Origin of the sequence: Anaerovirgula multivorans (genome assembly GCF_900188145.1) — a bacterium.
In the GTDB taxonomy this organism is placed as follows: Bacteria; Bacillota; Clostridia; order Peptostreptococcales; family Natronincolaceae; genus Anaerovirgula; species Anaerovirgula multivorans.
In genome coordinates this window covers 223,510-248,280 of sequence record NZ_FZOJ01000002.1, presented here as the reverse complement: position 1 = coordinate 248,280, position 24,771 = coordinate 223,510, and the positions used below count along the sequence as shown (strand labels likewise).

At 34.2% G+C, this 24,771-nt stretch carries 31 protein-coding genes, 1 pseudogene and 1 other annotated feature; of the genes and pseudogenes, 30 read left to right on the top strand and 2 right to left on the bottom strand.

Going from position 1 to position 24,771, the window contains the following annotated elements:
• The first annotated feature begins 37 nt into the window (after nt 1-37).
• The 6 genes from CHB72_RS03305 (at nt 38) to CHB72_RS03280 (ending at nt 7,167) form a co-directional block, all read left to right on the top strand.
• Nucleotides 38-2,605: a molybdopterin-dependent oxidoreductase gene (locus CHB72_RS03305; RefSeq protein ID WP_089281448.1), complete on the top strand. Its 2,568-nt coding sequence runs from the start codon at nt 38-40 to the stop codon at nt 2,603-2,605.
• A 31-nt stretch (nt 2,606-2,636) separates the two neighbouring features.
• Nucleotides 2,637-3,323, top strand: coding sequence for a 4Fe-4S dicluster domain-containing protein (locus CHB72_RS03300; protein WP_089281447.1), 687 nt, complete (start codon nt 2,637-2,639; stop codon nt 3,321-3,323).
• 92 nt (nt 3,324-3,415) lie between these two features.
• Complete coding sequence (locus CHB72_RS03295; protein WP_089281446.1) at nt 3,416-4,087, top strand: TorD/DmsD family molecular chaperone; 672 nt, start codon at nt 3,416-3,418, stop codon at nt 4,085-4,087.
• 27 nt (nt 4,088-4,114) lie between these two features.
• Nucleotides 4,115-5,200: a 4Fe-4S binding protein gene (locus tag CHB72_RS03290; RefSeq protein ID WP_141131307.1), complete on the top strand. Its 1,086-nt coding sequence runs from the start codon at nt 4,115-4,117 to the stop codon at nt 5,198-5,200.
• 268 nt (nt 5,201-5,468) lie between these two features.
• Nucleotides 5,469-6,611, top strand: a complete 1,143-nt coding sequence (locus CHB72_RS03285) for a cysteine desulfurase (protein WP_089281444.1) — start codon at nt 5,469-5,471, stop codon at nt 6,609-6,611.
• A gap of 28 nt (nt 6,612-6,639) precedes the next feature.
• Nucleotides 6,640-7,167, top strand: a complete 528-nt coding sequence (locus tag CHB72_RS03280; RefSeq protein WP_089281443.1) for a (Fe-S)-binding protein — start codon at nt 6,640-6,642, stop codon at nt 7,165-7,167.
• Between the two features lie 173 nt (nt 7,168-7,340).
• Here CHB72_RS03280 and CHB72_RS03275 read toward each other — a convergent pair whose 3' ends face one another.
• On the bottom strand, nt 7,341-7,526 hold the full coding sequence (locus CHB72_RS03275; protein ID WP_089281442.1) for a DUF1858 domain-containing protein: 186 nt from the start codon (nt 7,524-7,526) through the stop codon (nt 7,341-7,343).
• A gap of 368 nt (nt 7,527-7,894) precedes the next feature.
• On the opposite strand from CHB72_RS03275, the gene CHB72_RS27205 reads away from it, so the two are divergent.
• The 19 genes and pseudogenes from CHB72_RS27205 (at nt 7,895) to CHB72_RS03185 (ending at nt 18,970) form a co-directional block, all read left to right on the top strand.
• A complete protein-coding gene (locus tag CHB72_RS27205) occupies nt 7,895-7,993 on the top strand; it encodes a putative holin-like toxin (protein WP_278277806.1) in 99 nt (32 codons plus the stop codon).
• Nucleotides 7,994-8,177: 184 nt separating this feature from the next.
• Nucleotides 8,178-8,471: a hypothetical protein gene (locus CHB72_RS03265; protein ID WP_089281440.1), complete on the top strand. Its 294-nt coding sequence runs from the start codon at nt 8,178-8,180 to the stop codon at nt 8,469-8,471.
• The gene (locus tag CHB72_RS25825; protein WP_176431168.1) at nt 8,395-8,766 is read left to right on the top strand and encodes a hypothetical protein; all 372 of its coding nucleotides are present in this window, start codon (nt 8,395-8,397) and stop codon (nt 8,764-8,766) included. Before CHB72_RS03265 ends, CHB72_RS25825 begins: the two co-directional genes overlap by 77 nt.
• 406 nt (nt 8,767-9,172) lie before the next feature.
• Nucleotides 9,173-9,640, top strand: coding sequence for a hypothetical protein (locus CHB72_RS03255; RefSeq protein WP_089281439.1), 468 nt, complete (start codon nt 9,173-9,175; stop codon nt 9,638-9,640).
• A 494-nt stretch (nt 9,641-10,134) separates the two neighbouring features.
• On the top strand, nt 10,135-10,875 hold the full coding sequence (locus CHB72_RS03250) for a class I SAM-dependent methyltransferase (RefSeq protein WP_089281438.1): 741 nt from the start codon (nt 10,135-10,137) through the stop codon (nt 10,873-10,875).
• Nucleotides 10,876-10,901: 26 nt separating this feature from the next.
• Nucleotides 10,902-11,585 (top strand): Crp/Fnr family transcriptional regulator, encoded by a 684-nt coding sequence (locus CHB72_RS03245; RefSeq protein ID WP_089281437.1) that lies wholly within the window; start codon nt 10,902-10,904, stop codon nt 11,583-11,585.
• Nucleotides 11,586-11,669: 84 nt separating this feature from the next.
• On the top strand, nt 11,670-12,149 hold the full coding sequence (locus CHB72_RS03240) for a 4Fe-4S binding protein (RefSeq protein WP_089281436.1): 480 nt from the start codon (nt 11,670-11,672) through the stop codon (nt 12,147-12,149).
• 60 nt (nt 12,150-12,209) lie between these two features.
• A complete protein-coding gene (locus tag CHB72_RS03235; RefSeq protein WP_089281435.1) occupies nt 12,210-12,470 on the top strand; it encodes a metal-sensitive transcriptional regulator in 261 nt (86 codons plus the stop codon).
• A 140-nt stretch (nt 12,471-12,610) separates the two neighbouring features.
• On the top strand, nt 12,611-12,964 hold the full coding sequence (locus CHB72_RS03230) for an ArsR/SmtB family transcription factor (RefSeq protein WP_089281434.1): 354 nt from the start codon (nt 12,611-12,613) through the stop codon (nt 12,962-12,964).
• A 103-nt stretch (nt 12,965-13,067) separates the two neighbouring features.
• Nucleotides 13,068-13,259, top strand: a pseudogene (locus CHB72_RS27685) (hypothetical protein); the annotation flags it as partial.
• Nucleotides 13,260-13,350: 91 nt separating this feature from the next.
• Nucleotides 13,351-14,421 carry an ACR3 family arsenite efflux transporter gene (gene arsB / locus CHB72_RS03225; RefSeq protein ID WP_089281433.1) on the top strand — a complete coding sequence of 357 codons (1,071 nt, stop codon included), beginning with the start codon at nt 13,351-13,353 and terminating at the stop codon, nt 14,419-14,421.
• Nucleotides 14,422-14,644: 223 nt separating this feature from the next.
• Nucleotides 14,645-15,793 (top strand): cysteine desulfurase, encoded by a 1,149-nt coding sequence (locus CHB72_RS03220; RefSeq protein ID WP_089281432.1) that lies wholly within the window; start codon nt 14,645-14,647, stop codon nt 15,791-15,793.
• Nucleotides 15,794-15,821: 28 nt separating this feature from the next.
• The gene (locus CHB72_RS03215; RefSeq protein WP_089281431.1) at nt 15,822-16,355 is read left to right on the top strand and encodes a (Fe-S)-binding protein; all 534 of its coding nucleotides are present in this window, start codon (nt 15,822-15,824) and stop codon (nt 16,353-16,355) included.
• A gap of 15 nt (nt 16,356-16,370) precedes the next feature.
• On the top strand, nt 16,371-16,640 hold the full coding sequence (locus CHB72_RS03210) for an ATP-binding protein (RefSeq protein WP_141131303.1): 270 nt from the start codon (nt 16,371-16,373) through the stop codon (nt 16,638-16,640).
• Nucleotides 16,640-16,843 (top strand): hypothetical protein, encoded by a 204-nt coding sequence (locus tag CHB72_RS03205; protein WP_089281430.1) that lies wholly within the window; start codon nt 16,640-16,642, stop codon nt 16,841-16,843. Before CHB72_RS03210 ends, CHB72_RS03205 begins: the two co-directional genes overlap by 1 nt.
• Before the next feature lie 88 nt (nt 16,844-16,931).
• On the top strand, nt 16,932-17,246 hold the full coding sequence (locus CHB72_RS03200; protein WP_089281429.1) for an ArsR/SmtB family transcription factor: 315 nt from the start codon (nt 16,932-16,934) through the stop codon (nt 17,244-17,246).
• A gap of 21 nt (nt 17,247-17,267) precedes the next feature.
• A complete protein-coding gene (locus tag CHB72_RS03195) occupies nt 17,268-18,251 on the top strand; it encodes a permease (protein WP_089281428.1) in 984 nt (327 codons plus the stop codon).
• Nucleotides 18,252-18,319: 68 nt separating this feature from the next.
• A complete protein-coding gene (locus tag CHB72_RS03190; protein ID WP_089281427.1) occupies nt 18,320-18,532 on the top strand; it encodes a hypothetical protein in 213 nt (70 codons plus the stop codon).
• Nucleotides 18,533-18,739: 207 nt separating this feature from the next.
• Nucleotides 18,740-18,970, top strand: coding sequence for a glutaredoxin family protein (locus CHB72_RS03185; RefSeq protein WP_089281426.1), 231 nt, complete (start codon nt 18,740-18,742; stop codon nt 18,968-18,970).
• A 148-nt stretch (nt 18,971-19,118) separates the two neighbouring features.
• Here the strand turns inward: CHB72_RS03185 and CHB72_RS03180 are convergent, their stop codons facing one another.
• Nucleotides 19,119-20,933, bottom strand: coding sequence for a heme NO-binding domain-containing protein (locus CHB72_RS03180; protein ID WP_089281425.1), 1,815 nt, complete (start codon nt 20,931-20,933; stop codon nt 19,119-19,121).
• A 259-nt stretch (nt 20,934-21,192) separates the two neighbouring features.
• Between CHB72_RS03180 and CHB72_RS03175 the strand changes: the two genes are divergently transcribed.
• The 5 genes from CHB72_RS03175 (at nt 21,193) to CHB72_RS03155 (ending at nt 24,762) form a co-directional block, all read left to right on the top strand.
• On the top strand, nt 21,193-21,384 hold the full coding sequence (locus tag CHB72_RS03175; RefSeq protein ID WP_089281424.1) for a hypothetical protein: 192 nt from the start codon (nt 21,193-21,195) through the stop codon (nt 21,382-21,384).
• Between the two features lie 88 nt (nt 21,385-21,472).
• Nucleotides 21,473-21,704: a binding site (T-box leader), on the top strand.
• 61 nt (nt 21,705-21,765) lie between these two features.
• A complete protein-coding gene (trpS, locus tag CHB72_RS03170) occupies nt 21,766-22,761 on the top strand; it encodes a tryptophan--tRNA ligase (RefSeq protein ID WP_089281423.1) in 996 nt (331 codons plus the stop codon).
• 21 nt (nt 22,762-22,782) lie between these two features.
• On the top strand, nt 22,783-23,466 hold the full coding sequence (locus CHB72_RS03165) for a YczE/YyaS/YitT family protein (RefSeq protein ID WP_089281422.1): 684 nt from the start codon (nt 22,783-22,785) through the stop codon (nt 23,464-23,466).
• 70 nt (nt 23,467-23,536) lie between these two features.
• The gene (locus CHB72_RS03160; protein ID WP_089281421.1) at nt 23,537-23,719 is read left to right on the top strand and encodes an alpha/beta-type small acid-soluble spore protein; all 183 of its coding nucleotides are present in this window, start codon (nt 23,537-23,539) and stop codon (nt 23,717-23,719) included.
• 332 nt (nt 23,720-24,051) lie between these two features.
• Complete coding sequence (locus CHB72_RS03155; protein ID WP_089281420.1) at nt 24,052-24,762, top strand: DUF881 domain-containing protein; 711 nt, start codon at nt 24,052-24,054, stop codon at nt 24,760-24,762.
• The last annotated feature ends 9 nt before the right edge of the window (nt 24,763-24,771 follow it).

The following is a 24,771-nucleotide window of genomic DNA, read 5'->3' as shown; positions in this document are numbered from 1 at the left end:
TATATTGTTACTATTATATCAAAGGGAGGTTGGTTTTGTGAAAATAACCAGAAGAAGATTTATTGAAGGTTCTATCGTAGCAGGAATTGCAACTGCCATAGGACTAGAAGGTCGTAGAAGACGACTTGATACTTTAGAGGAGGGTGTGGAAACCTCTGTTGAGGTAAAGCCTCTAGTAAAAGGAGAATGGAAGCCTACTGGTTGTTTAGGTTGTACCTCTTGGTGTGCTCAAGAAGCTTATATCGTAGATGGTAGGGCTATTAAAATTAGGGGAAATAAAAATTCAAAGGTAAATCGTGGCTATACATGTCCCCGTTCTCATTTGTCTTTACAACAAATTTATGATCCAGATAGAATTAAGCAACCAATGAAGCGAACAAATTTTAAGAAGGGCATAAGTGAAGACCCAGGTTTTGTACCGATTTCATGGGATGAAGCAATGGATATGTTGGCAGATAAAATTATGGAGCTTAGAAAAAATGATGAAACCCATAAGTTTATGTTGTTCCGTGGACGATACACGAATGCAAGGGACTTGGTGTATAGCAGTGTACCTAAAATCATAGGTTCACCGAATAACATTTCTCACAGTTCTATTTGTGCTGAAGCAGAAAAATTTGGACCTTATTATACCCAAGGATACTGGAATTATAGGGATTATGATGTAGAAAACACAAAATATATGATTTGCTGGGGAGCAGATCCTCTGTGTTCAAATCGTCAAGTCTCCCATTACTTAAATGCATTTGGAGAAATGTTAAGGGATGGGGTTAAAATCGTCACTATTGATCCAAAATATTCTAATACAGCAGCTAAATCCCACGTTTGGATGCCCGTAAAACCAGGGGAGGATGGTGCCCTCGCTATGGCTATGGCCCATGTTATTTTAGCAGAAGGGTTGTGGTCTAGAGAATTTGCTGGTGATTTTAAAGATGGTAAAAATCACTTTGTAGCAGGAAAAACAGTAGACCAAGATACTTTTGAAGAAAATCATACCTACGGAGTGATAAAATGGTGGAATTTAGAACTAAAAGATAGAACCCCAGAATGGGCAGAGGCAGTTTGTGGTGTAGACGCAGCTACCATTAGAAAGGTGGCAGTAGAATTTGCTAAAGCTGCTCCCTATGCATTAGTATTTATGGGTGGTGGTTCCAACATGCAGGTTCGGGGTGGCTATAACTCCATGGCAGTACATGCTCTTAACGGTCTAGTAGGTTCTATTGACCATCAAGGAGGCGCTATTACAGGACGCAGTCCAAAATTAAATAGTATACCGGACCCTGATGATTATATGGATGAAATGGCACAAAAGAATAGCAAAATGAAAAAAATGGATCATAGGGGAACCAAAGAATTTCCTGCATTAAAGGATGGAAAATCCGGTGGTGGTGTGGTAACCAACCGTGTAGCTGATGGTATCTTAATGGAAGATCCTTATCTACCAAAGGTAGTTATAGGATACTTTAATAACTTCAATTATTCTTGTCCACAAACCGATAGATGGAATAAAGCGATGTCAAAAATAGAATTTTTTGCTCACTGTGTTACTAATTATTCGGAAATGAGCCATTTTGCTGATTTATTACTTCCATCAACGCATCATATGATGGAACAAATGTCCAGTGTTGCTCAAAAAGGTAATACTTATACTCATTTATGGGTATCAAATCGTGTAATTAATCCTGTATATGATGTAAAAAATCCTGAAACAGAGGTTGTATGGTTATTGGCAGAAAAACTAGCTGAAAAAGGATTTAAAAACATGATGGAGTATTTAAAAGATAACTTTAAAGATCCAGAGACTGGTAAAGAACCTACCAATGGAATTGAGTTAGAGTTGTACACCTATAAAATCTTAACAGAGCCAGTATGGAATCCAGCAAAATATGAAGAAAAAGGTAATAATGGAGATAAGTTTAAGGATTGGAATGACTTTATGGAAAAGGGTGGACTATGGAATTCTGATCCATATAAATACAAAAACTTATGGAGCAATATGCCAACAGAAACACAAAAGTTTGAGTTCTATAGTGAAACCTTGAAAAAAGCTCTTGAAGGACATGCTGAAAAGCATAATACTACTGTAGATGATATATTGGCTACTTGTAAATATACAGCTGAAGGAGAACATGCCTTTATTCCCCACTATGAAGAGCCTTATATGGAGGGAGATAAAGAACAGTTTCCACTTGCTTTCATAGAAGGAAAATCGCGATTAGCTCGTGAGGGAAGATCTGGTAACTGCTCTTGGTTCCAAGAGTTTAAAGATTCAGATCCAGGAGACATTAAATGGGGTGATGCCATTAAGATAAATCCAGAGGATGCTGCCAAGCTAGGATTAAAGGACGGAGATACAGTAAAAATTATTTCTCCTGTAGGAGAAGGAATTGCTACGTTAAAAACATGGGTTGGTTTAAGACCAGGGACGGTAGCAAAGACTTACGGACAGGGTCACTGGGCCTATGGTCATATAGCAGCAGAGGATTTTGAAAACAAAATTGCCCGTGGTTCTAATAATAATGATGTTATGCCAGCAGATTATGAACGTCTTAGCGGCTCAACTGCCTTCTATGGTAGTTTTAGAGTTCGAATTGAAAAGGCCTAAATAATAAATTGAATTCATGGAGGTGGATAAAGTGGCTAAGTTTGGAATGATAATCGATCTAGAAAAGTGTGCAGGCTGTACAGCTTGCTCTATCGCTTGTAAAAATGAAAATAATGTACCAGATGAATTTTATTGGTCCCACTATATAACGGAAACAAAAGGTGAATTTCCAAATGTAACTTATCAATATATTTCTACACTATGCAATCATTGTACCAATGCTCCCTGCGTAGAGGCGTGCCCAGTAGATCCTAAAGCAATGTATAAGGCAGAAAATGGAATGACACTGCATAATGCAGAAAGATGTATTGGTTGTAGAGCCTGTGAAAATGCTTGTCCCTACGGTGTGATTTATTATAATGAAAGGGGAAAGGAAGTCTTTGAAGAATGGCGTAGTGGAGAAGCTAAAGCATTGACAGAGAAGGTAGGAGGAGAGGTAATACCTTATTACAACCCTGACCGTGCATTGACCTATGATGGTATTCGAAGGGAAAATGTGGTGGAAAAATGTAATTTCTGTGATCACAGGGTTGCCAATGATGAAGAACCCTATTGTGTAGATGTGTGTCCTGCTAATGCAAGAATTTTTGGGGATTTAGATGATCCAAATAGTGAGATTAGTAAGGTATTAAAGGAAAAGCAACACTTTGTACTACAACCAAAAGCTGGAACAGAGCCAAATGTATTTTATATTAATAAATTTGATGAAAAAGAGTAAAAAGTAGTAAGGATACTTAAAGGTAAAGGCGAGGAGAACTCCCTGCTTTTCCTTCATGAGCTATAATTAATAATAAGAATGGAGGCTATAAGGTGAAGGAGTTTTTAGATAGAGAACAGGCTAGGGCTTTATCCTATCATTTGTTGGCACAATGCTATGGATTTCCTACTGAAGCTTTGAAAGAAGAAAAAATTGCAGATCATTTATTGCAGCTCTTACCTTTAATAGAGGAAAGCACTGAAGAATCTATTGAGAAAATGAAGAAATATTTAGAAGAAGTAAAGGACTTGCAAGAGCTACAACTGGATTTTTCTAAGCTGTTTATAGGGCCTCAAAACCTTCTAGCTCCTCCATATGGTTCTTTATATTTAGAAAACAAAGGACAGATTATGGGAGAGTCCACCTACGATGTGGTTCGTCTTTTTAATGAAGCAGGTGTAAAGAAATTGAAAGATGTGAAAGAGCCTCAGGATCATATTCGTATTGAATTAGAATTTATGTACTGCTTGATTGATGAGACAATCATTGCTTGCAAAGAGGGAAGCTGGGAAAAAGCAGAAAAATATATTCGGCTACAATTAGAATTTCTAAATCATCATCTAGGAAGATGGATAAAACCTTTTACAGATAATGTGTACAATCATGCAGAAACAGTTTTTTATAAAAATCTTGCACTAGCGACTGTAAATTATATTAAACAGGATTATTTAGAGGATAGTTTAGCTATGGCAAAGGAGTTTGAAAATATCAAGGGGCAAAAGTAAATCTAGATATGGAAGGAGTTGGGTGACTTGCTAGTACAATATTTTATAAAGCAGCTGACAAAAGTAAATATACCTACGATAGAAAGAAATCAGTGTATTCATTTTCGAAGTCGTAAGAAGGGCTGTAAAAAATGTAAGGAGGTTTGCCCAACAAAATCCATAGATATAGGAGAAAAAAACATAAGAATTGATGAAAATTTATGTGTTGGATGTGGTAGCTGCGAAGCCATTTGTCCCTCTCAAGCCATTAGTCAGCGAGAGGATAAAAAGCAAAAAGCTTTACAGATGGGAAAAGAAGTAGAAAGCTTAATCATAGGCTGTCAAGAAGGACATAATAAGGGAAATGCTTTGTTTTCCTGCCTTAATGGACTTCATCCTGAGTATATAGCAGCCTTTTTGTTGATGTTTAAAAAAAAGAAGGTTTATTTCAATATAAGTGGTTGCAACAAATGTAAAGTTCATAGGGATTGCAGTTTATTTACTGCTAATTTAGAAAGGGCAAAGCGTTTTATTAATGCTTTTGAAGATATAGATAATGCTGTGGTGATGGGGGAAGAGGAGAAGCTACCTATTGGTATAGAAAAAGAAATGTCTCGTAGAGATTTTATTACTATGCTGAAAAAAGAGTCTACTAACGCTACTGTGAAGTTTATACAGCAGCAAAACAATAGAAAGAAAAATACAGTTTCCTATCATAGATGGCTATTTCTGGAAATCATAGATAGATTAAGCTTTCCAGAAACTAAAATCATCCCAAAAGAAGTCTCACTGTTTACTGGATGGCAGGTAAATTCAGAGTGTGACGGCTGTGGATTCTGTCAAGCTATATGTCCAAGAGAAGCATGGAGCTGCACAAAAGATAAGGATCATATTTCCATAACAAATGATGTAACAAAATGTACTAGTTGTAATTTATGTTTCGATTTGTGCCCTCAACAAGCTATTATGAAAGAAGATTTTTCATTCATACAATTTAAAGGAGCTGTTGAAAAAAGGAAACTACCCCTAGCTTCCTGTAGACAATGTGAAAAATCCTTTGTAGAAAAAAAAGATAACAACGGCCTATGTAGTAGTTGTAATAAACGGGAAGCTATTAAAAATAACATCGGATAAAATATTATGTTTAGCCAAATAGAAACCATATAGTATATTAAAGCAGCGTCTTGTACGAATTATAAGACGCTGTTTTTCTACAGAGATTAGGAGAAATCAAAGAAACCTTTAAGGATGCATGCTGAGCTCTTGCGAGTACCTATGTTGAGGATGAAATTAATGGTGTTCTAGGTAATTGTCAGCATCGTTAAAATATTGACAATTGTCCTGAAAAAAAATAAAATTATATATGAATCGAAAAACATAGATTAAAGAGGGGAGATTCCAAATGACAGTTTATCTAGATAATGCCGCTACGTCTTTTCCTAAGCCCCCCCAAGTAGCCAAAGGAGTTTATGATTTTATGATAAATATTGGAGCTACAGCTGGGAGAGGAGCATATCAAAGGGCATTAGAATCAGACAGAAGTGTATATGAAGCCCGAAAAAGTATAACTAGATTATTTCATTATAACAATCCTAGCCGTGTTATTTTTACCTCTAATGTTACGGAGTCCATCAATCTTGTTATCAATGGCATGACCAAAGAAGGAGATCATATTGTTACCAGTAGTTTAGAACACAATGCTGTATGGCGATGTATAAAAACGCTAGAAAGAGATCGAGGAGTAAGTATTTCAACTGTTCCCTGTACTGTTGAAGGATATACAAATGCGGGGGATGTGGAAAAAGCTATTCAGAAAAATACTACGCTAATTGTTTTTAATCATGCTTCTAATGTGATTGGAACTTTACAGCCTATTAGAGAAATCGGAGCAATTGCCCGAAAATATAAAATTCCCTTTTTAGTAGATTCTGCACAAACTGCAGGTGTTTATCCAATAAGCATAAAGGAAGATAACATAGATTTCCTAGCTTTCACAGGGCACAAAAGTTTGTTGGGACCTATGGGAACTGGAGGGCTCATTGTCAACTGGGATGGAAAGATTTATCCTATGAAGTCTGGTGGTACTGGTGGAGATTCTGCCTATCCCTACCAGCCAGATTATTTTCCTAATTGTCTTGAGACAGGAACGCCTAATGTTGCTGGTATAGTGGGCTTACGGGAAGGAATTGAATTTATCCTGCAAGAGGGTATAGAGAAGATATTTAAAAAAGAAAAGGAATTAATAGCATATACTCTTGAAAAATTACAAGAAATAAAGGGTATAACAATATACGGTCCAAAGGATTGTGAAAAGATTATTGGAGTTATTTCCTTTAATTTAAAGAAAATACCAGCAGAAGAGGTTGCCTATGAACTAGATCAGAGGTATGGGATTATGGTAAGGGCAGGGCTCCATTGTGCACCTACAATACACAAGATAATAGGAAGTAACCTAATAGGAACAGTTAGAATTGGAATTGGCTATTTTAATGAGAAAAAGGATATCGACAGATTAATAAAAGCGCTTAAAGAGATAAATACCTAGATAATAATAAAAAAATAGGGGGATCGTTATGTATGTAAAAGATATTATTATTACACGTATACAACCTTGTACTGCAGATGCAGAACGAATAAGATTTCAAGCTGGTTTTTCAAGAAACATTTCTGAAGTTTTGCCTTATATGAATGCTGTTTTAATGGATGCTATCTATAATCACAAAATACCTAGCTTGACATTTAAGAAACAATTTAGAATAATAACCCTTTATGAAGATAAGCTGGCAGTATCAAAAGCCATCAATGAAACAGATGCCTATGAGATAACAGACTTAATAAAAGGACTAGTAAATGAAATTTATGAAAAAAGGAAGGACATTGAACCCATATATGAAATGAGACAAAAACCTTCAGCAATAGAAGTATATAAATATCTTCCCAAAATTAACTGTAGAAAATGTAAGGAAGCTACTTGCCTTGCCTTTGCATCAAAATTCTTAATGGGAGAACAAAAAATTCAAAATTGTAGGCCGCTATATGAGGAAGCTAATAAAGAAAAATTAGAAACTATGGAGGATTTTGCACAAATGTTGGGTTATTAATAATTTAGCTGCATCAATCCTATGAACTGATGCAGCTATCCACGGGCGAAATCGCAGGAACGTGTATTTTTGGTAAGGTTAAAAATTGCTTATCTTTGTTTATCAACACTAGGTGGGACCTTAAAAGTTTGCTAAATATAAATAATAACCACCCGTTTGTGGGTGGTTACTATTTATGCATTTAGTTTTTCTAATAAGCTATCTACATCAATGCCGTGAACTGCTGCAGCTTGACCTAAGGTTTCCATTTGAGAGGAAGGGCATCCTAAACAACCCATACCAAAGGACATTAGAATAGAAACGGCATTAGGATTTATTTTTAAAACCTCACTGATTTTTGTATCTTTTGTAATATTCATAAGTAAGTACCTCCTTTAATTGATTTAATAACTATATCTATATTATAGAGGTTATCTTTTCCATGTAATATTACAAAAATCACAGATGGAAGTGATATTTATCACAAATGAAGAAAGCATAACTGTATTCCCCACTGTTTTTTCAATAATGACAAAAAACTATGTATTAAGAAGCGTAATAGGTTATAATAAAGTTGAAATAAGACTTCTATTTTTAGGGAATAACAGAACTTTAAAAGACCACTATTTGATAGTGTTATTACATTGTACTGTAGTTTGTTTTATGGTATTATATGGATAAGGTAATCGGATAAAGCAGGGTGTCGGTTGACCACTTCTCTACTAAAAATGAAGGGAGGTAGTGTGATATGAGTACATATGAATCAATTTCTTTAATGATCTTGTTTTCAGTGTTTACAATATCACTTATCTCCTATTTAGATAGGAATAACAACCAAAAGAAATAACCACCCTGTTAGCGGCAGGATGGTTATTATGCATTAATTTAACCTGATTGTGGCAACCACACTTTGTGGTTCCGATTATCTTTATCTATATTATAACACAAAGAGCATAAAAGTAAACATTTTTGCACTCCATTAGGGGTGTTTTTATATTGCTATTTTTTATTGTAAGAAAGAGGATAATAACGTGGCAACAATTAGAACTTCTATACAAATGCATAATGGAATGACACCAGCACTACGAAGCATGACAGAAGCTTTGAACATAACACTTTCTTCTTTTGAAGCTTTGCAAACAGCATCGAGCAACGCAGTTAACACCTCTTCTATACAAGCTGCAAGGCAAGAACTTGCAAGAGCAGAAACAGCATTCAATGAAGTAGAAAGAGAAATTGGAGAAGCTGATGCAGTACAACGTGGCAAATGCTCAGCAGTTCCTGTCCTTCACAAAGAACACTGGTCAGCTAGATCAGTTAAATAACTTTGCAGAAATGATGGCAGCTGCTAATCCAGACCGTTCCATGCAGGAAGCAGGACTAGCTATCAGCCGAGCCATGAGCGGTCAAACAAGATCTCTTCAGGATCGAATGAATCAATCAGCATCAGTACAGCTAAACAGCATGACTTCAAAACCTAAAACAGTAACTACTCTACAACAAGCCAGACAACTCCTAGAAGGAACAGTAATCTACTACAAACTATCACCACAATACTCTGTTAATCCAGAAGAAGTCCCTACAACGTTAAATCCTTTACTACAATATCAATGGTTCTAGCTTCTCCATATAACAAAACAGAAATGGATTGAATAGATTCAGTTTTAAAAAGATTAATGATTTTAACCTTCTGTCCCTTTTTTCTTGGACGACCACGCTTCTTTTTTTCTGGTTTTTCAGGATCTAAAAAACCAACTGCATTCCTCATTTATTTTGTAAATTATTACGTCAATTTTTGGTAGCTATTTTAAAAGTGCAAAACTATAGTAAGTTACTGTAACTATTTAGTGGATACATTATGGTATAAAAAGAAGCAGGCTGGATTAATTATTGGCCTCTTTTTTCATTGTACAATTTTGGAGGATTTTCAAAAAAAATGTAGAAACAATAATTGATAAGATATAAAATGTAGAAATTTAAGTAAAAGTATTAAAATTAGAAAATAAGCATATGAAAGGAGAAGAATATGGAGCTAAATCCTTGGTTATCGTCTGTAATTAGTATAATTCCTTATATTATGGCTTTTATGATGATTTGCGGTTTATATTACATAGGTTACTTTTATATAAATAAAAGAAAACAAGCTGCAAGTAGCAGTATAGATCTAGAAACCAGTGAAATAATATATTTTTTTGGTGTCGGAATAAAAAAACGAACTATAAATAAATTATTTCTAGCCCTTAGTAGTCTACCATTACTGGTTTATCCATTGGTATTAATGGGAACGATTGTGTCCTTAGCAGCCTTGGGAGGAGCTAAGAATATATTTGTAATACTGCCTGGATTGTTATTTTTTCTTTATATAATTTCATATTTACCCATATACATAATTTGTGTGATAAGGTATTCTAAGAAACGAGATGAGAGTATTTTATTCTCGATTTTTCCATTAATATACATTACTCCAATATTAATTTTGATATTTTTCTTTTAGAGATTAACTACGTTTGAACACTTATATAAAATCATCTATGAAAGTGTTCAAATTAGCTAGACAGTGTAGGTCTCATTTTCCAGTAATCTCTCAAGGACAGGGAAAGCGGCGGCATTGTATAACAAGCCATTCGTGTGTCTTGCAAGTCATAGTTTGCTTACCAGTGAAAGTCTGGTCACGGCAACATAGAACCATGTAAAAATCTAGCAGGTCATGGAGAAGGCTAGATTAATTTCTAGCCATAATGGGTTGTGGTTTGATGATTTGGATTTATTTTGCATAAAAAAAACCAGCTAGATGCTGGGCTATTTTTTTCCGTCAAAAATTCGTCAAATTTTATATTCTATCCTTTTCTGATTTTTTCTTTTTTGTATTTTGAATAAGTGTTAAAATTTCAATTTATTGGGCATATTTTTACTAACGTTTACTTTGCATTACTTTTTGAAATAATTTTTTGTTAAAATAACAAGTAAAAATCGTTTGGAGGGAAATTAGTGGGTTTTTATGAAGAATTAAGTAAGTATTATGATATTGTTTTTCCAACAGGGGAAGCACAGCTTAAGTTTATTGAAAAGCGAACAACAGATACTACCAATAATATACTGGATATTGCCTGTGGAACCGGAAATTATTCCATAAGTATAGCAGAGAAAGGATTTCAAGTAACTTCCTTTGATTTAGATGAGGGAATGGTGAGTGAGGTAAAGAAAAAGGCAAAAGACAAAGAACTGCAATTGGCTGCATTTGTAGGGGATATGAAGATCCTAGGGAAATATTTCCAAGAGGAGAGCTTTCATATTGCTTTTTGTATCGGTAATTCTTTAGTACATCTAACTAAGCTGGAGGAAATACAGGAAGCGTTAAATCAAATGTATAAAGTTATAAAAAGAGGTGGGCATCTTATCCTGCAAATTATTAATTATGATAGAATAATTAAATACAGTATAGATGGGCTACCAACCATAGAAGACAAGGAGCAAGGGGTTAAATTTATTAGAAAATATCTATATGAGGAAGAAAAAAGATTAATTCACTTTAATACAGAGCTTATTGTTACACAGGGTGATCGTGTAGAAAGCTACACCAATTCCGTACCATTATACCCTTTGCAAAGTCAACAGCTAATAGGAATGCTTCAAAATGCTGGCTTTACTAAGATTCAACTTTATGGAAGCTTTATGGAAGAAGCGTATAAGGAAGAAAGCTATGCTGCAATTGTAGCTGCAGAAAAGTGAACATATGATTTAGGGGGGAGAGAAATATGAAGGTGGCTAATGTAGAGATTTTGAAGAGAATTCCTGCTTTTTCTCAGCTTAAAGAAGCGGATATACAAGAGATAAGTAAAATAACAATTGAAAGAAGCTTTAGAAAAGGTGCAATTATTTTTATGGAAGGAGATCCAGGAGAAGCTTTCTATTTTATAAAATCTGGTAAAGTAAAGGTTTATAAAACAACACCAGATGGAAGAGAGCATATATTTACTATATTATCAGAGGGGGGGGTTTTCGCCGAAGTAACCCTATTCAATGAGATACCTTATCCTGCATCGGCTGAGGTTTTAGAGGATGCAGAAATAGGTATGATAAAGAATAAGGAACTAGAGGATTTAATCCGTAGGAATGCTGAAATAGCGCTGCAAATCATTAAGGTATTTAGTAAAAAACTCTTTTCTTCTCAACAGAAGGTAAAGGAGTTGGCATTAGGAGATACTTATATGCGAATAGCAAAGACCTTGATTACCTTTGCGGAGGATCATGGAGTAAAAACCTCCAATGGGATTGAAATAAGATTAAACATTTCCAGACAAGAGCTAGCCAATATGATCGGAACTGCTAGAGAAACTGTAAGCCGAGCGCTAAGCCAGTTTAAGAAGGAAGGATCTATTGATATCGAAGGAAAAAAAATAATCATAAAGAATATGGAAAAATTGGAAAGCTGGGTATAATAGGTATTGACCTTATAGAAAAAGTAAGATATTATAGATACATACCACCCCTCTATATGGGGGGTAAAAATAGGAGGTATGTATATGAAAAAATCAATTATGTCATGGTCATGGACGCTTATGATGTTATTTTTCACATTAGCCATCGTAGATATTCGATTTGGTATCTTAGGATTATTGTGTATGGGAACACCACTATATTTAGCTATTCGTGGTGGTGGTAGAATTCATTGTGCAAAATATTGTCCAAGAGGTTCTATGTTTGGAACCTTTCTTCAAAAAATTAGCTTAAAAAATAACTTACCTAAGTCTTTAAAAACGAATGCCGTTAAAAATATTATGCTAGCTTGGATGATAGGAATGTTTAGTATATCTCTTATAAGAGCAGGGGGAGATTTTGCTAAGACAGCCTTTGCTATTTTTAGAATGATGAGTATTTCTACTATTGTAGGAATCATAATGGGAATCATCTTTCAACCAAGAAGCTGGTGCACCGTTTGCCCTATGGGGTATGCCACAGGGTTAATCGAAAAAAGCCAAAAGAAAAGTAAAAAAGCTGCCTAGACTATTATTACCGTATTTACTAATGATAAAGTGAATTAAGATGTAAAGGAAGTGAAATAAATGGATCAATTACAAACTAAAAAGGATATATTAAACCGGTTAAAAACAGTAAAGGGCCATATTCAAGGGATTGAGAAGATGGTAGAGGAGGAAAAATCCTGTGATGAGATTTTGTTGCAAATTGCAGCAGTGAAATCCTCTATCGAAAGAGTAGGCTTCATTATTGTAGAAGAGCATACTAAGGGTTGCTTACTGAAAGAAAATATTACTCCAGAAGAAGTAGATAGAATCTTAAAGACAATTATCAAATTTGCAAAATAGGACCTTACTCAAAAAGTAAGGTCTTATTTTGTTAAAAACCATAAATATATTGACATGTATCTATGTAATGTATTATGATAAAACTATAACATATAGATATATAAGTATGTATAATAAAATATTTTATAATGAGGTGAAAAATGAAGGCGTATGCAGATTTATTTAAAGCATTATCAGATGAAAATCGTCTAAAGATTTTGTTGATGTTAACTTACGGTGAAATGTGTGCCTGTGATATTCAAGATCAACTGGATTTAACACAGCCCACCATTTCACATCATATGAAGGTCTTGCAAAAGGCAGAACTAGTGAATATTGATAAAAGGGGTAAATGGATGTATTATTCTATTAATGATAAAAGAGCCCAAGAACTTTGCAAGATGGTAAAGGAAATCACTACAAGCTGCGAAGAAAGAGGCTGTAGTTTTAAAGAGCACAAGTGTAATGATGAATTCAACAAGGTAGGTAAGGACTATGAGAACAGATGCAAATAATCTTTTTCATATTAAGATATCAGAGGAGGCTATTGAGCATATAAATCTTAATGGGGGAAGCGCTATCATCCGATACAGTAAAAAAGGATGATGCCATAGTGGGGACCGATATGTTCCAGTAATTGAAATAGGCAGTCCCCTAAATAATCCGGTGGATTATTACTTGTTTGATAGAGAAGGAATTCAGCTTTATATAGATAAGCGTACGATTGCATCATCTGGCGAATTAATTATAGATTTGGCTAGGTTATGGCGTTGGAAAAAGCTGACTTTAGAAGGGGCAGAAATTATATAAATATATTCATTCAAAAAAGCGTATAAAGCTAAGAAATAGATGGAACTTCTAAAGAAGGCTTAATAATATAATGAGTAAAAGGAGTGTTAATATGTCACAAAATCAAGAACAAAAAGGAGCAGGTTTGGGTTTTTTTGAGACCTATCTTACTGTATGGGTGGCGTTATGCATTATTATTGGTGTGGCAATTGGTCAATTTCTACCAATTGTACCAGATGTATTAAGTCAGTTTGAGTATGCACAGGTGTCTATTCCTGTAGCAATATTAATCTGGCTGATGATTTATCCTATGATGCTAAAAATTGATTTTACCAGCATTGTAGAAGCTACTAAGAAACCTAAAGGATTAATTGTAACCTGTGTAATCAATTGGTTGATTAAACCCTTTACCATGTATTTAATTGCCGCATTCTTCCTAAAGGTTGTTTTCCAAAATTTTATTCCTGAAGCATTGGCAAATGATTATTTGGCAGGCGCTGTACTACTGGGAGCAGCCCCTTGTACAGCTATGGTATTTGTATGGAGTCATCTAACGAAAGGAGATCCAGCCTATACTTTAGTTCAAGTAGCTGTAAATGATTTGATTTTACTGGTTGCCTTTACCCCGATTGTTGCACTATTATTAGGAATTACTGATGTATTTGTTCCCTATGATACATTATTTCTATCAGTAGTACTATTTATTGTCATTCCTTTAGCCGGTGGATATTTGTCAAGAAAGTATATTGTGCAAAAGGAAGGGATAGAGTATTTCGAGAATGTATTTCTAAAGAAATTTGACAATGTTACAATCGTTGGACTACTATTAACATTAATTATCATCTTTACCTTCCAAGGAGATGTTATTTTAAGTAATCCATTACACATATTGTTGATTGCAATACCACTTACGATTCAAACCTTCTTTATCTTTGCATTAGCCTATGGTTGGGCAAGGGCATGGAAATTGCCCCATAATGTTGCTTCCCCTGCTGCCATGATTGGAGCAAGTAATTTTTTTGAACTGGCAGTAGCAGTGGCGATATCATTATTTGGTTTAACCTCTGGTGCAACACTGGCCACGGTAGTTGGAGTACTAGTAGAGGTACCGGTTATGTTGGCGTTAGTTAGAATCGCCAATAATACAAGACATTGGTTCCCTCAAGTGAGTAAGGGAAACTAGTATAGATTAGATATAAAATTGAATATTATGCTAAAAACATTTGTGAAATCTTAAAAATTTATAAAACTGTAATATAGAAAATAAGCCATCCTCATAAGATTAAGAGATGGCTTATTTCTATTTGTTGCTAATTCTATCACATTATAGTAAATTTATGGATGATGTGTTAATATTATAACATATATATAAATATATGCTTATTATTTTATAAGGGGGTATTTTGATGGGAATTTATTTAGATAATGCGGCTACGTCTTATCCAAAACCAAAGCAAGTATTAGATGCTGTATATGATTTTATGCTAAATAATGGTGCTACCGCAGGTAGGGGAGCTTATGAACGGGCAATGGAATCGGATGGTTTAGTGTACAATACAAGAAAAGCAATTGCTGATTTCTTTAATTTTCACGACCCTAAAAAGGTTATCTTTACATCTAATATTACTGAAGCACTGAATTTAGCGATAAATGGCATGGTGAAAAAAGGAGATCATGTAATAACCAGTAGTTTAGAGCATAATGCTGTATGGAGATGTTTAAAAACATTAGAAAGAGATAGGGGGATAAGCATATCTACAGTGAAGGCTTCTAAGGCAGGGTATACTGATCCTTTAGAAATAGAACCATTGATTCAAAAAAATACGGCATTGATTGTCTTTAATCATGCTTCAAATGTTTTGGGGACTATACAGCCCATTAGAGAGATCGGCGCTATTGCAAAAAAACATAAGATCCCTTTCCTAGTAGATACAGCGCAAACTGCAGGTGTTTATCCTATAGATATGCAAAAAGATTATATTAATTTATTGGCATTTACAGGGCACAAAAGTCTTTTCGGTCCTATGGGTACAGGAGGCCTTATCGTGAACTGGGATGGAGAGATAAATCCTTTGAAATCTGGAGGAACGGGAGGAGATTCCTCTTATGAATACCAACCGGACTATTTTCCAAACAAATTAGAAACAGGAACCTTAAATGTAAGTGGAATAGCAGGTTTAAGAGCGGCATTAAAATTTATACAAGATGAAGGAATAGAAAAAATATTACAAAAAGAGAAAAGCTTAGTGGCTTATGCACTTGAAAGGTTAGAAGAAGTGAAAGATATTTCTATCTATGGTCCGAAAAATCCTGACAAAATTGTAGGGGTTATAGCTTTTAACCTGAAAGATAAGACTGGGGAAGAAGTAGCTTATGAGTTGGACCAAGAATATGGGATTATGGTTAGAGTAGGTCTTCATTGTGCACCAAGTGCGCATAAACTTATTGAAAAGCATAAGGAAGGAACTGTAAGAATTGGAATAGGTTATTTTAATGAAAAAGAGGATATTGATTTATTTGTAAATGCATTAAAGAAAATTAATCAACAAATATAAAACATATGGTTAAGGGGGAGAAAGTTTTATGTTTTTAGAAGAAGTAAAAATGAATTTTATAAAGCCTTGTACAACAGATGCAGGTAAAATGCAATTTAAAGCTAAATTTTCAAGGAATATTTCACAAATATTTCCTTATATAAATGCTGTTTTGAAAAATTCTAGTTATAATCACAAAGCTGCAAGTTTGACATTTAAAAAGGAGTTTAAAATTATTACACTTTTTCCAGAAAAGCTAGCAGTGGCTAAGATTATTAATGAGTCAGAAGCCTATGAGATTATGGATCTAGTAAAGGATTTAGTGAATAATACTTATGAGAAAATAGATGAAATAGAGCCACTGTATGAAATTAGAGAAAGACCAAGTGCTATTGAAATTTACAAAAACCTACCGAAATTAAATTGTAGAAAGTGTGGAGTCCCAACATGTCTTGCTTTTGCCTCTAAGCTTTTAGAAGGGCAAATCAATGCAAAAAATTGTTTGCCACTGCATGAGGAAAGTAATAAAGAAAAATTAGAAGGAATAGAAAATATGATGCAGATGCTGGGATATGAAATATAAAGGAGGAGACAAGTTATGTCGAAAAATTGGTATCCTGTTATTGAGTATTTAAAATGTGATGAGTGTGGTGCTTGTGTAAAAAAATGTAGTCATGGTGTATACAATAAGAAAAAGGATATAACACCCCTAGTTGTTCATCCTGAAGGGTGTGTAGATGGTTGTCATGGATGCGGAAACATTTGCCCTAATGGTGCAATACAGTATGTTGGAGAAAATACCGATTGGACACCTCCTAATGGAAGTATAAGTGCTAAAAAGGGTTGTGGTTGTGGAGGCGGTTGCTGATGAATGGAAATCAGAAAGTAAAATCGCCTAAAAATCTTGTTATCAAAATAATGATGCCTGTACTTATAGTAGCGGTAATCATAACAATATGGTTTGTAAAAAACTCTGCCGAGATACCTATGGTGATGGAAGAATCAAAGTTTAGGGGACAATTATCCGATTGTAAGGCACAGCTTTTTTCAATAGGCTTTAAATATTTTTAAAAACCTATTGAAAAAAGATATTCATAGGAGTATAATATTACTATATTAGTAAAAACTAATTTAATGATATAGTAAAGAAGGTGAAAAAATGTCTAATCAAAACTATCGTCTGTGTGCAAGTTTATTAAAATCCTTATCCCATCCAACCAGACTTGAAATATTGGACCTTTTAAGGGATAAAAATGAACTTTGTGTCTGTGACATCTATGAAAATTTAGATTTGGAGCAGTCTAATGTTTCTCAACATTTAAAGGTATTAAAAGATCAAGGGATCTTAATCAGTAGGAAAGAAGGATTAATGGTGTTTTACAAGGTGAGTTATTTAGAAATATACGATATATTGGAGAAAGTAAAATTAATATTACAAAAACAGCTTCAAGAATCGTTATCTCATCTATTATAAACTGATAAGGGGGGCTTTAAAGTGTTTGAAAGATTTGGTCATTTAGTAGCACCTTATATAGTACGATTTGTCAACTGGGTGCTAGAACTTTTTGGATTTAATGTCCAAACGGGAGATACTTTTTATGATGCAGTTCACTTTTTCATCTATGATACTGTGAAAATCATATTTTTACTTAGCTTCATGATTTTCATCATTACCTATATACGTAGTTATTTTCCACCAGAAAAGGTAAAAGCATTATTAGCTAAGTTTCATGGAATCTGGGCCTATGTGATTGCTTCCATGTTAGGTGTTGTGTCACCTTTCTGTTCCTGTTCAACAGTACCTATATTTATTGGGTTTGTTGAGGCTGGGATCCCTCTGGGGGTTACTTTTACTTTTTTAGTGACTTCTCCCATAGTAAATGAAATTGCCTTAGGATATCTCTTTGTTAGCTTTGGACCTAAAATTGCCATTCTATATACCCTAGCTGGTATGGCTATCGGGATTGTAACGGGACTAGTGATTGAAAAATTCAATTTATACCATCTAGTAGAAGAATATGTTTTTAAGATAAAAATAGGAGAGACAGCAGTAGAAGAAATGACCAAAAAACAGCGATTAATTTATGCAAAGGATAGTGTTGTAGATATCGTAAAGGATATTTGGATTTATGTTGTAATTGGTATTGGTATAGGAGCATTAATCCATGGATGGGCTCCAGAAGAATTATTAGCCAAATATGCTGGTCCAAATAATCCACTAGCTGTTTTTGTAGGTGTTCTCTTTGGAATTCCGCTATATTCTAATGCGGTTGGCACAATCCCTATAGCGGAAGCCCTTATTAATAAAGGGGTCGGTGTTGGTACAGCCTTGGCTTTCATGATGTCTGTTGTAGCTTTATCTTTACCCTCTATTATTTTATTAAAGAAGGTAATAAAACCAAAACTAATAGGCATTTTCGTGGGCATTACCGGCATAGGGATTGTATTAGTAGGATTTTTATTCAATTGGATATTGTAGTTTTTGTATATATTTTCTAATTATGTGTCAGAATAGAACTAGAAAATCTATAGAATAGAGGTGATTTTGTGCAAGAAAAGAGAGATATCGTTTCCTTTATTGAAGAGCTGGACAAAACAGATGGTTTTTTTAATAATATCAATGAAATCAATAAGTATAACATGGGGGCGATTATTGAACTGATACAATACAACAATATGAAAGAATTCGGAAATCCCATATATACAAGAGATGAAATACGAAGAGGAATCAAAAAATATTTGACAAAAGTAAGCAATTAATGGAAAATATATAAATATAATTATATTATTATTTTTGTTGAATAACATAAGATAGTAAAGATACTATGATTTAGAACTTCAACAAAAGTATCTAGGCGTAATTATAAGAGAAGATATTCTTTAAGTTTGCAATACAAACTCATTTGATTAAGATAAGAAAATCATGGGTATGTAAAACTTGAAACATTATTATAAGGAGGAATAAAAATGAGTAAAGAAGTAGTGGTTTTCACCAGCAATACATGTCCACATTGTGTTACTGCAAAAGAATATTTTAAAGAAAAAGGTATTGAATTTACAGAAAGAAATGTTCAAACGGATCCAGAAGCTCGAAAGGAATTAATGCAAAAGGGTATTATGGCAGTTCCCGTTGTAGTAATTGGTGGAGAAACAATTGTTGGCTTTGATAAGAATAAAGTTGAAGAATTATTAGGGTAAATACAACAGGCGGAGAATTTCTCCGCCTGTTGTACTGTTGAAAAACTCTCATCTTCTTCGTTGCTTCTAAAAACCAGCACCCTCGCGTATTACTGTATACCCGAGGATGCTGGTTTTTTTGCCTCGAATCTGAAGATTTTCCAACAGCTTATATTTTGTACTTTTGAAGTTCTGTTTTGAAATTTTTTGTTAATGCTTCTAACAATGCGATGTTTTCTGACAGTTCTTTTACCTTCTCGGAATATTGGGTAACATTAGCACTCATTTCTTCAGAGGCTGCTGAGTTTTCCTCAGAAATAGCTGCTAAGGAATGAATATTTTCTATAACCTTTGTAAGATTTTCAGTTTCTGTTGAAAGTTGATCAATTAATTTTACAATTACGTTAGAAACACCGACAATTTGATTGGTAGAGGACTGGTTATCTATAGTAACCTTTTCTAAGGTTTCATTGCTGGACTCTAATTGATGATATTGAGTTTCAATTTCCTTCACAAACCCTTCTATCTGTTGTATAAAGAAAAGAAGATTGCTATTAATGTCTTTTACTGCATTCTTAGAGTTTTCAGCTAATTTCCGTATTTCTTGCGCTACTACAGTAAAGCCTCTTCCTGCTTCTCCAGCACTAGCAGCTTCAATAGCAGCATTAAGAGCCAATAGGTTGGTTTGATCTGCAATAGATTCAACAGTAGAGCTGATTTCCATAATTTTCGTAGCTTGAGAAGATAGATCCTTCCCTTGTCTATTGACAGTAGCAAAGTTATCCTTCACATCATTAATCATGGTAGTAACATTCTTCACATCATTAAAGGAGCGCTCTAAGTGATGAACTGCATTTTCCAATTGATTTTTACCTTCAGTTTCTTCATCTACGATTTTGTTAAGTGTAGTAACGTATTGATCTAACACACTTACAGCATCCTCTGTTTCCTCTGCTTGATTGCTGGCACTCAAGGCAACCTCATGCACCACACCTGCAATGGAATCTGATAAGTTTTTCATATTGTCTGCAATGATGGAAAATTCATGTACAAAATTGTTCATATCATCTGTTCCACCCTTGAGGAATAAGAAGTCCTTTTTGATAGTATTTTTAACATCACTAAAAAGATGAAAGGTATCCTCCAGTGTGTCATTGGTCTTCACAATCGTTTTACTACCTAAATCATACTCACCAATTTTTTTCATTTCCTCAATGAACTGCTTCATAGGACTTAAAATAACAGAAGAACCAATGAATGTAGATACTAGAGTAACACCAGCAATAACACCATTCATTACAAGAGCATCAGTACCTTGTAGGAGAAGTAAAGCTATAAATACAATCAGCGTAGTAAAAACACTGATTTTTGCAGGGATACTTTTCACTATACCTAAACCCAATATTCTTGAAAACTTAGCATTCACTACTTTATCAAGAGATTTTTCTAACTTGATGTTAACTATCATATATTTTTTTCCATTGTCAGCAGTACCAGAATCTATAATCGTATATTCAATCTTTTCATTAAAAAATGCCGCACTGCCTTCTAATAGCCCTAAAAAATAATCAAATAGTCCTCTTTTTGATTGATAGGTAATCTGAATCTCTTTCTCATTGATTTCTTTAGCCACGAGACCAGGTGGATTAGCCCCTTTAATCATTTTGGTTAATTGAGCATGTACATCATCCATCATCATAAGGAAACCCTTTAAACTATGTCTTTCAAAATAAGATGGGAACCATTTTTGAAAAGATTTGATGTTTTGTCTTCCAACTTCTCTCCATATAGAATTCACAGGCTTATTTGCTTGTTGAGAAATATGTTGAAAAACAGAAAAAATTTCATGATCAGGGATATCTTCTAATGGTGTAATAATTCTATTAACTTCCCAACCAACAGACTCTACTGCGTTGTTCACTACTGCATCATCAAAAATAATTCTTAAGCTAGCTAACCAAGTTGAAACAACAGTACCCTTCATAATCTCACTCCTTTTAAATTAGGTCTAATTATTTATTGATTGTTTCAAATGCTATAATTTAACAAAAAAGCACAATACAACAGCATTTTCCAAAACCTTACAATATAAAGTTAGTACAATTATACCAAAAAAACATTCTAATAAACAGATATAAAAAGTAAGATATTTGATAATCATGAGAAGAAAAAAAGGATATGGTTATTAGAATATGATATAATACAATAAATAGAGCAATCCTATACATAGGAGGGTGACTTTGATGGGAAGTACCTTATACCAATTCTTTAATTTAATCTTAATTGTTGTTTTATTAGCTGTTCCTATTGTAATTACAGTTTTATTATTGAGACATTTTGGTAAAACTAAAAGTAGTATAGAAGGCGAAGAATTTCTTATTGAAAAGATAAGGGAATTAGAAAGACGAATCGAAGTTTTAGAAAGTCAGGAGTAAGAAAATTACCAATGGAATATCTTTGTTGACACTGGAGAAAATATCAATTATAATACTGACAAACTACTATTAATTTAAAATAGAATATAAAAAAACGATGATTAAGATAAGTAAAAATAGTGACTTCCTTAAAGCGAATCGATGATGGTGAAAGATCGATAGAGAGGCTATTTTGAATGGACTTATGAGTGCAGGCTGAAGAAATAGTAGGCTTTGACGGTTACTTCCTCCGTTAAGGAAGGATTGAAATTTTCAATCATAAAGTGAGTGCTTGACACTAACTAGAGTGGTACCGCGGAGAAAAACTCTTCGTCTCTAAAAGATCTTAGAGACGAAGAGTTTTATTTTTTAAAATTATATTGAGATAAGGAAGGTGGAAAAATGACAGAGCAAAATGAAAAAGTAATTTTTAGTGGTGCACAGCCTACGGGTAGCTTGACTTTAGGAAACTATATTGGAGCTATACAGAATTGGAAGGCTTTAGAACAAGATTATCAATGCCTTTATTCTATTGTAGACTTACATTCCTTAACGATAAGACACGATCCTAAGGTTTTTAGAGAATCCTGCTTATCATTTTTAGCCCAGTATTTAGCCTGTGGTTTAGATCCAGAAAGAAATATTATTTTCTTTCAATCCCATGTACGGCAGCATGCTGAGCTAAACTGGATTTTAAGCTGTAATACCTATCTGGGAGAATTAAACAGAATGACACAGTTTAAGGAAAAATCTGAAAAGCATAAGGATAATATCAATGCAGGTTTGTATACTTACCCGGTATTACAGGCAGCTGATATTTTATTATATCAGACTAATCTTGTGCCTGTAGGAGAAGACCAACGACAGCACATAGAATTAGCTAGAGATATAGCTATTCGCTTTAATAATGCTTATGGCAAAACCTTTGAATTGCCAGATATTTATGTCGGGAAGGTGGGGGCAAGAATTATGAGTCTTCAAGAGCCCGAAAATAAAATGTCAAAGTCAGACTCCAATGTAAATGGAACGATTTTTCTGCTGGATAGCAATGATGTTATTGTTAAAAAAATGAAACGATCAGTTACTGATAGTGAAAATACAGTTGTCTATCGAGATGAACAGCCTGGTATTAAAAACTTAATCACCATCTATTCAAAGCTGGCGGAATGTAGTGTTCAGGAGGTGGAAGAGAAATATGCAGGCAAAGGCTATGGTACGTTTAAAGGGGATTTGGCAGAAATCGTAGTGGAAAGCTTAAAGCCTTTTAAAGATAAGTATGAAGCATATATGACAGATCCTGATTATATAGTAGGAATATATAGAAGAGGCGCTGAGAGAGCGGCAGAAATTGCCGAGAAAACAATGAAGGGTGTACGAGAAAAGATAGGCTTAGTATAATAGTATAATGGAGATGAATAGATGAAAAACAAGAAAATTGTTATGAGGATTATACGATTATTTGTCGGGCTATTTATTTTTGCCGTTGGTATTGTAATGACCATTAATGCAAATATTGGATTGCAGCCTTGGGACGTTCTACATCAAGGGATCGCTGTTAACACTAATTTAACTATAGGCCAAGCAAGCATAGGGGTAGGGGTACTACTATTATTAGTTAACTTTTTCTTAGGAGAAAGAGTGGGTTGGGGGACGATAGCCAATATATTATTTATTGGAACCTTCATGGATTTAATTATGAAAAATAACATGATCCCCATTGGAGACAATTTCTTTTCAGGTTTAATTATGGCATCGATTGGAATGTTCTTATTAGGTTTAGGATCCTATTTCTATCTTGGCTCAGAGCTGGGCTCAGGCCCTAGAGATGGAATAATGATAGGTCTGACAAAACGAACAAAAAAGCCTGTTAGTTTGATTAGAAACAGTATTGAAGCATCCGCATTGGCTGTGGGTTATTTGTTAGGCGGTTTTGTAGGGATTGGAACTGTAATCATGGCTTTAACAGTAGGATTTTTTGTAGCCTTCGCCTTTAAAATTTTTAAATTTGATGTTAGTAAAATTCAACATAGATTTATTGATGAAGATATTAAATGGATTAAAGAACAATTGAAAGCTAAGGCTAAAGAAAGAGCAGAAAGCTAAAAGCAACTTGAAAAACCTTCCACTTATAAAACATAAAAGATCCTTTATACTAAGTATAGAGGTGATAAATATGAATCAAAAAAGAAGACCTGTTGTTCCAGAGGCTAGACAAGCGTTAAATACCTTTAAGGCAGAAATTGCTAGAGAACTAGGCCTGCAGGATGAAACTCATGCTGGTTATGTAGGTGGAAACATGGTAAAAAAAATGGTGGAAGAAGCAGAAAAATCATTGACACATTTAGGAAGGTCTTAGCACCTTCCTATTTTTATATACTAGGAAAGTTCTACTTTCCTAGTATATAAAAATAGGGGTTGTAGGGGATAAAATCCCCTGCCCGCCTTCAGGAAGGTGCTCAGACAGCTTTGCTGTCGTCGAAGGAAACCTAGGGTTTCCTAGCGAAAGCATCGAAGATGCTTTTTTAAAATTATTTTACAAAAACAACCTCTAGAAGTATTTGAAGTTTTTCGGTTTTTCATTTGACTATTCCTTTAGGAACAGGTATTATTTTTATAAGAGTAGAAGCAAAATAGACGTTATTAGAAGAACCATTATTTAAATAAGCGGAGACCAAAGGAAGTGGGATATTGAAAAAAACCAATATTTCTATTGTATTATTTTTACTTTTTACGATATTTGGCATCATGATAGGGATTCACATAAATGCTTTAAGTGACATGGGAAATCCGTTACAGCTTCCCCTTGAAGGTGGAGTTCAAGTACAAGAGGTTGCAGATTTAAGAAAAGCTAATGAAGATATGAAAACAAAAATTATGGAATTAAGAACTCAAGTAGAAGCCTATGAAGAAGAGCGGGCTACAGAAAATATTGTACTAAAGGATTTAAAAACAAAAGTCAACGAATATAAAATGTTGGCAGGATATCAGATGGTGGAAGGACCTGGTATAGAGATTATATTAGAGAGTAGTTTTGAAGAAAACATAGCGGAACTTGTTGAACAAAGAAAGTATTTGATTAACCTAATAAATGAATTAAGAGTATCGGGGGCGGAGGTTATTTCTGTTAATAACCATAGGATTACTACTAGGACAGAAGTGACTTTGGCGGGAGACCATATTAACGTAAATGCTACAGCTATAGCACCTCCCTATATAGTGAGGGCTATAGGAAATATTGAAGGATTTGAACGTTATGTGACTTATAGAACCTTATTATTCGATTTAATGCAGGGTGATGGAATAAATACAAACATCCAGTTCAATGAAGAAGTTAGAATTCCTGCTCTTAGTAAGGAAAAACCAATACAATTCTTTGAGACTACTGAAAATGCCAACTAACAAAAAACA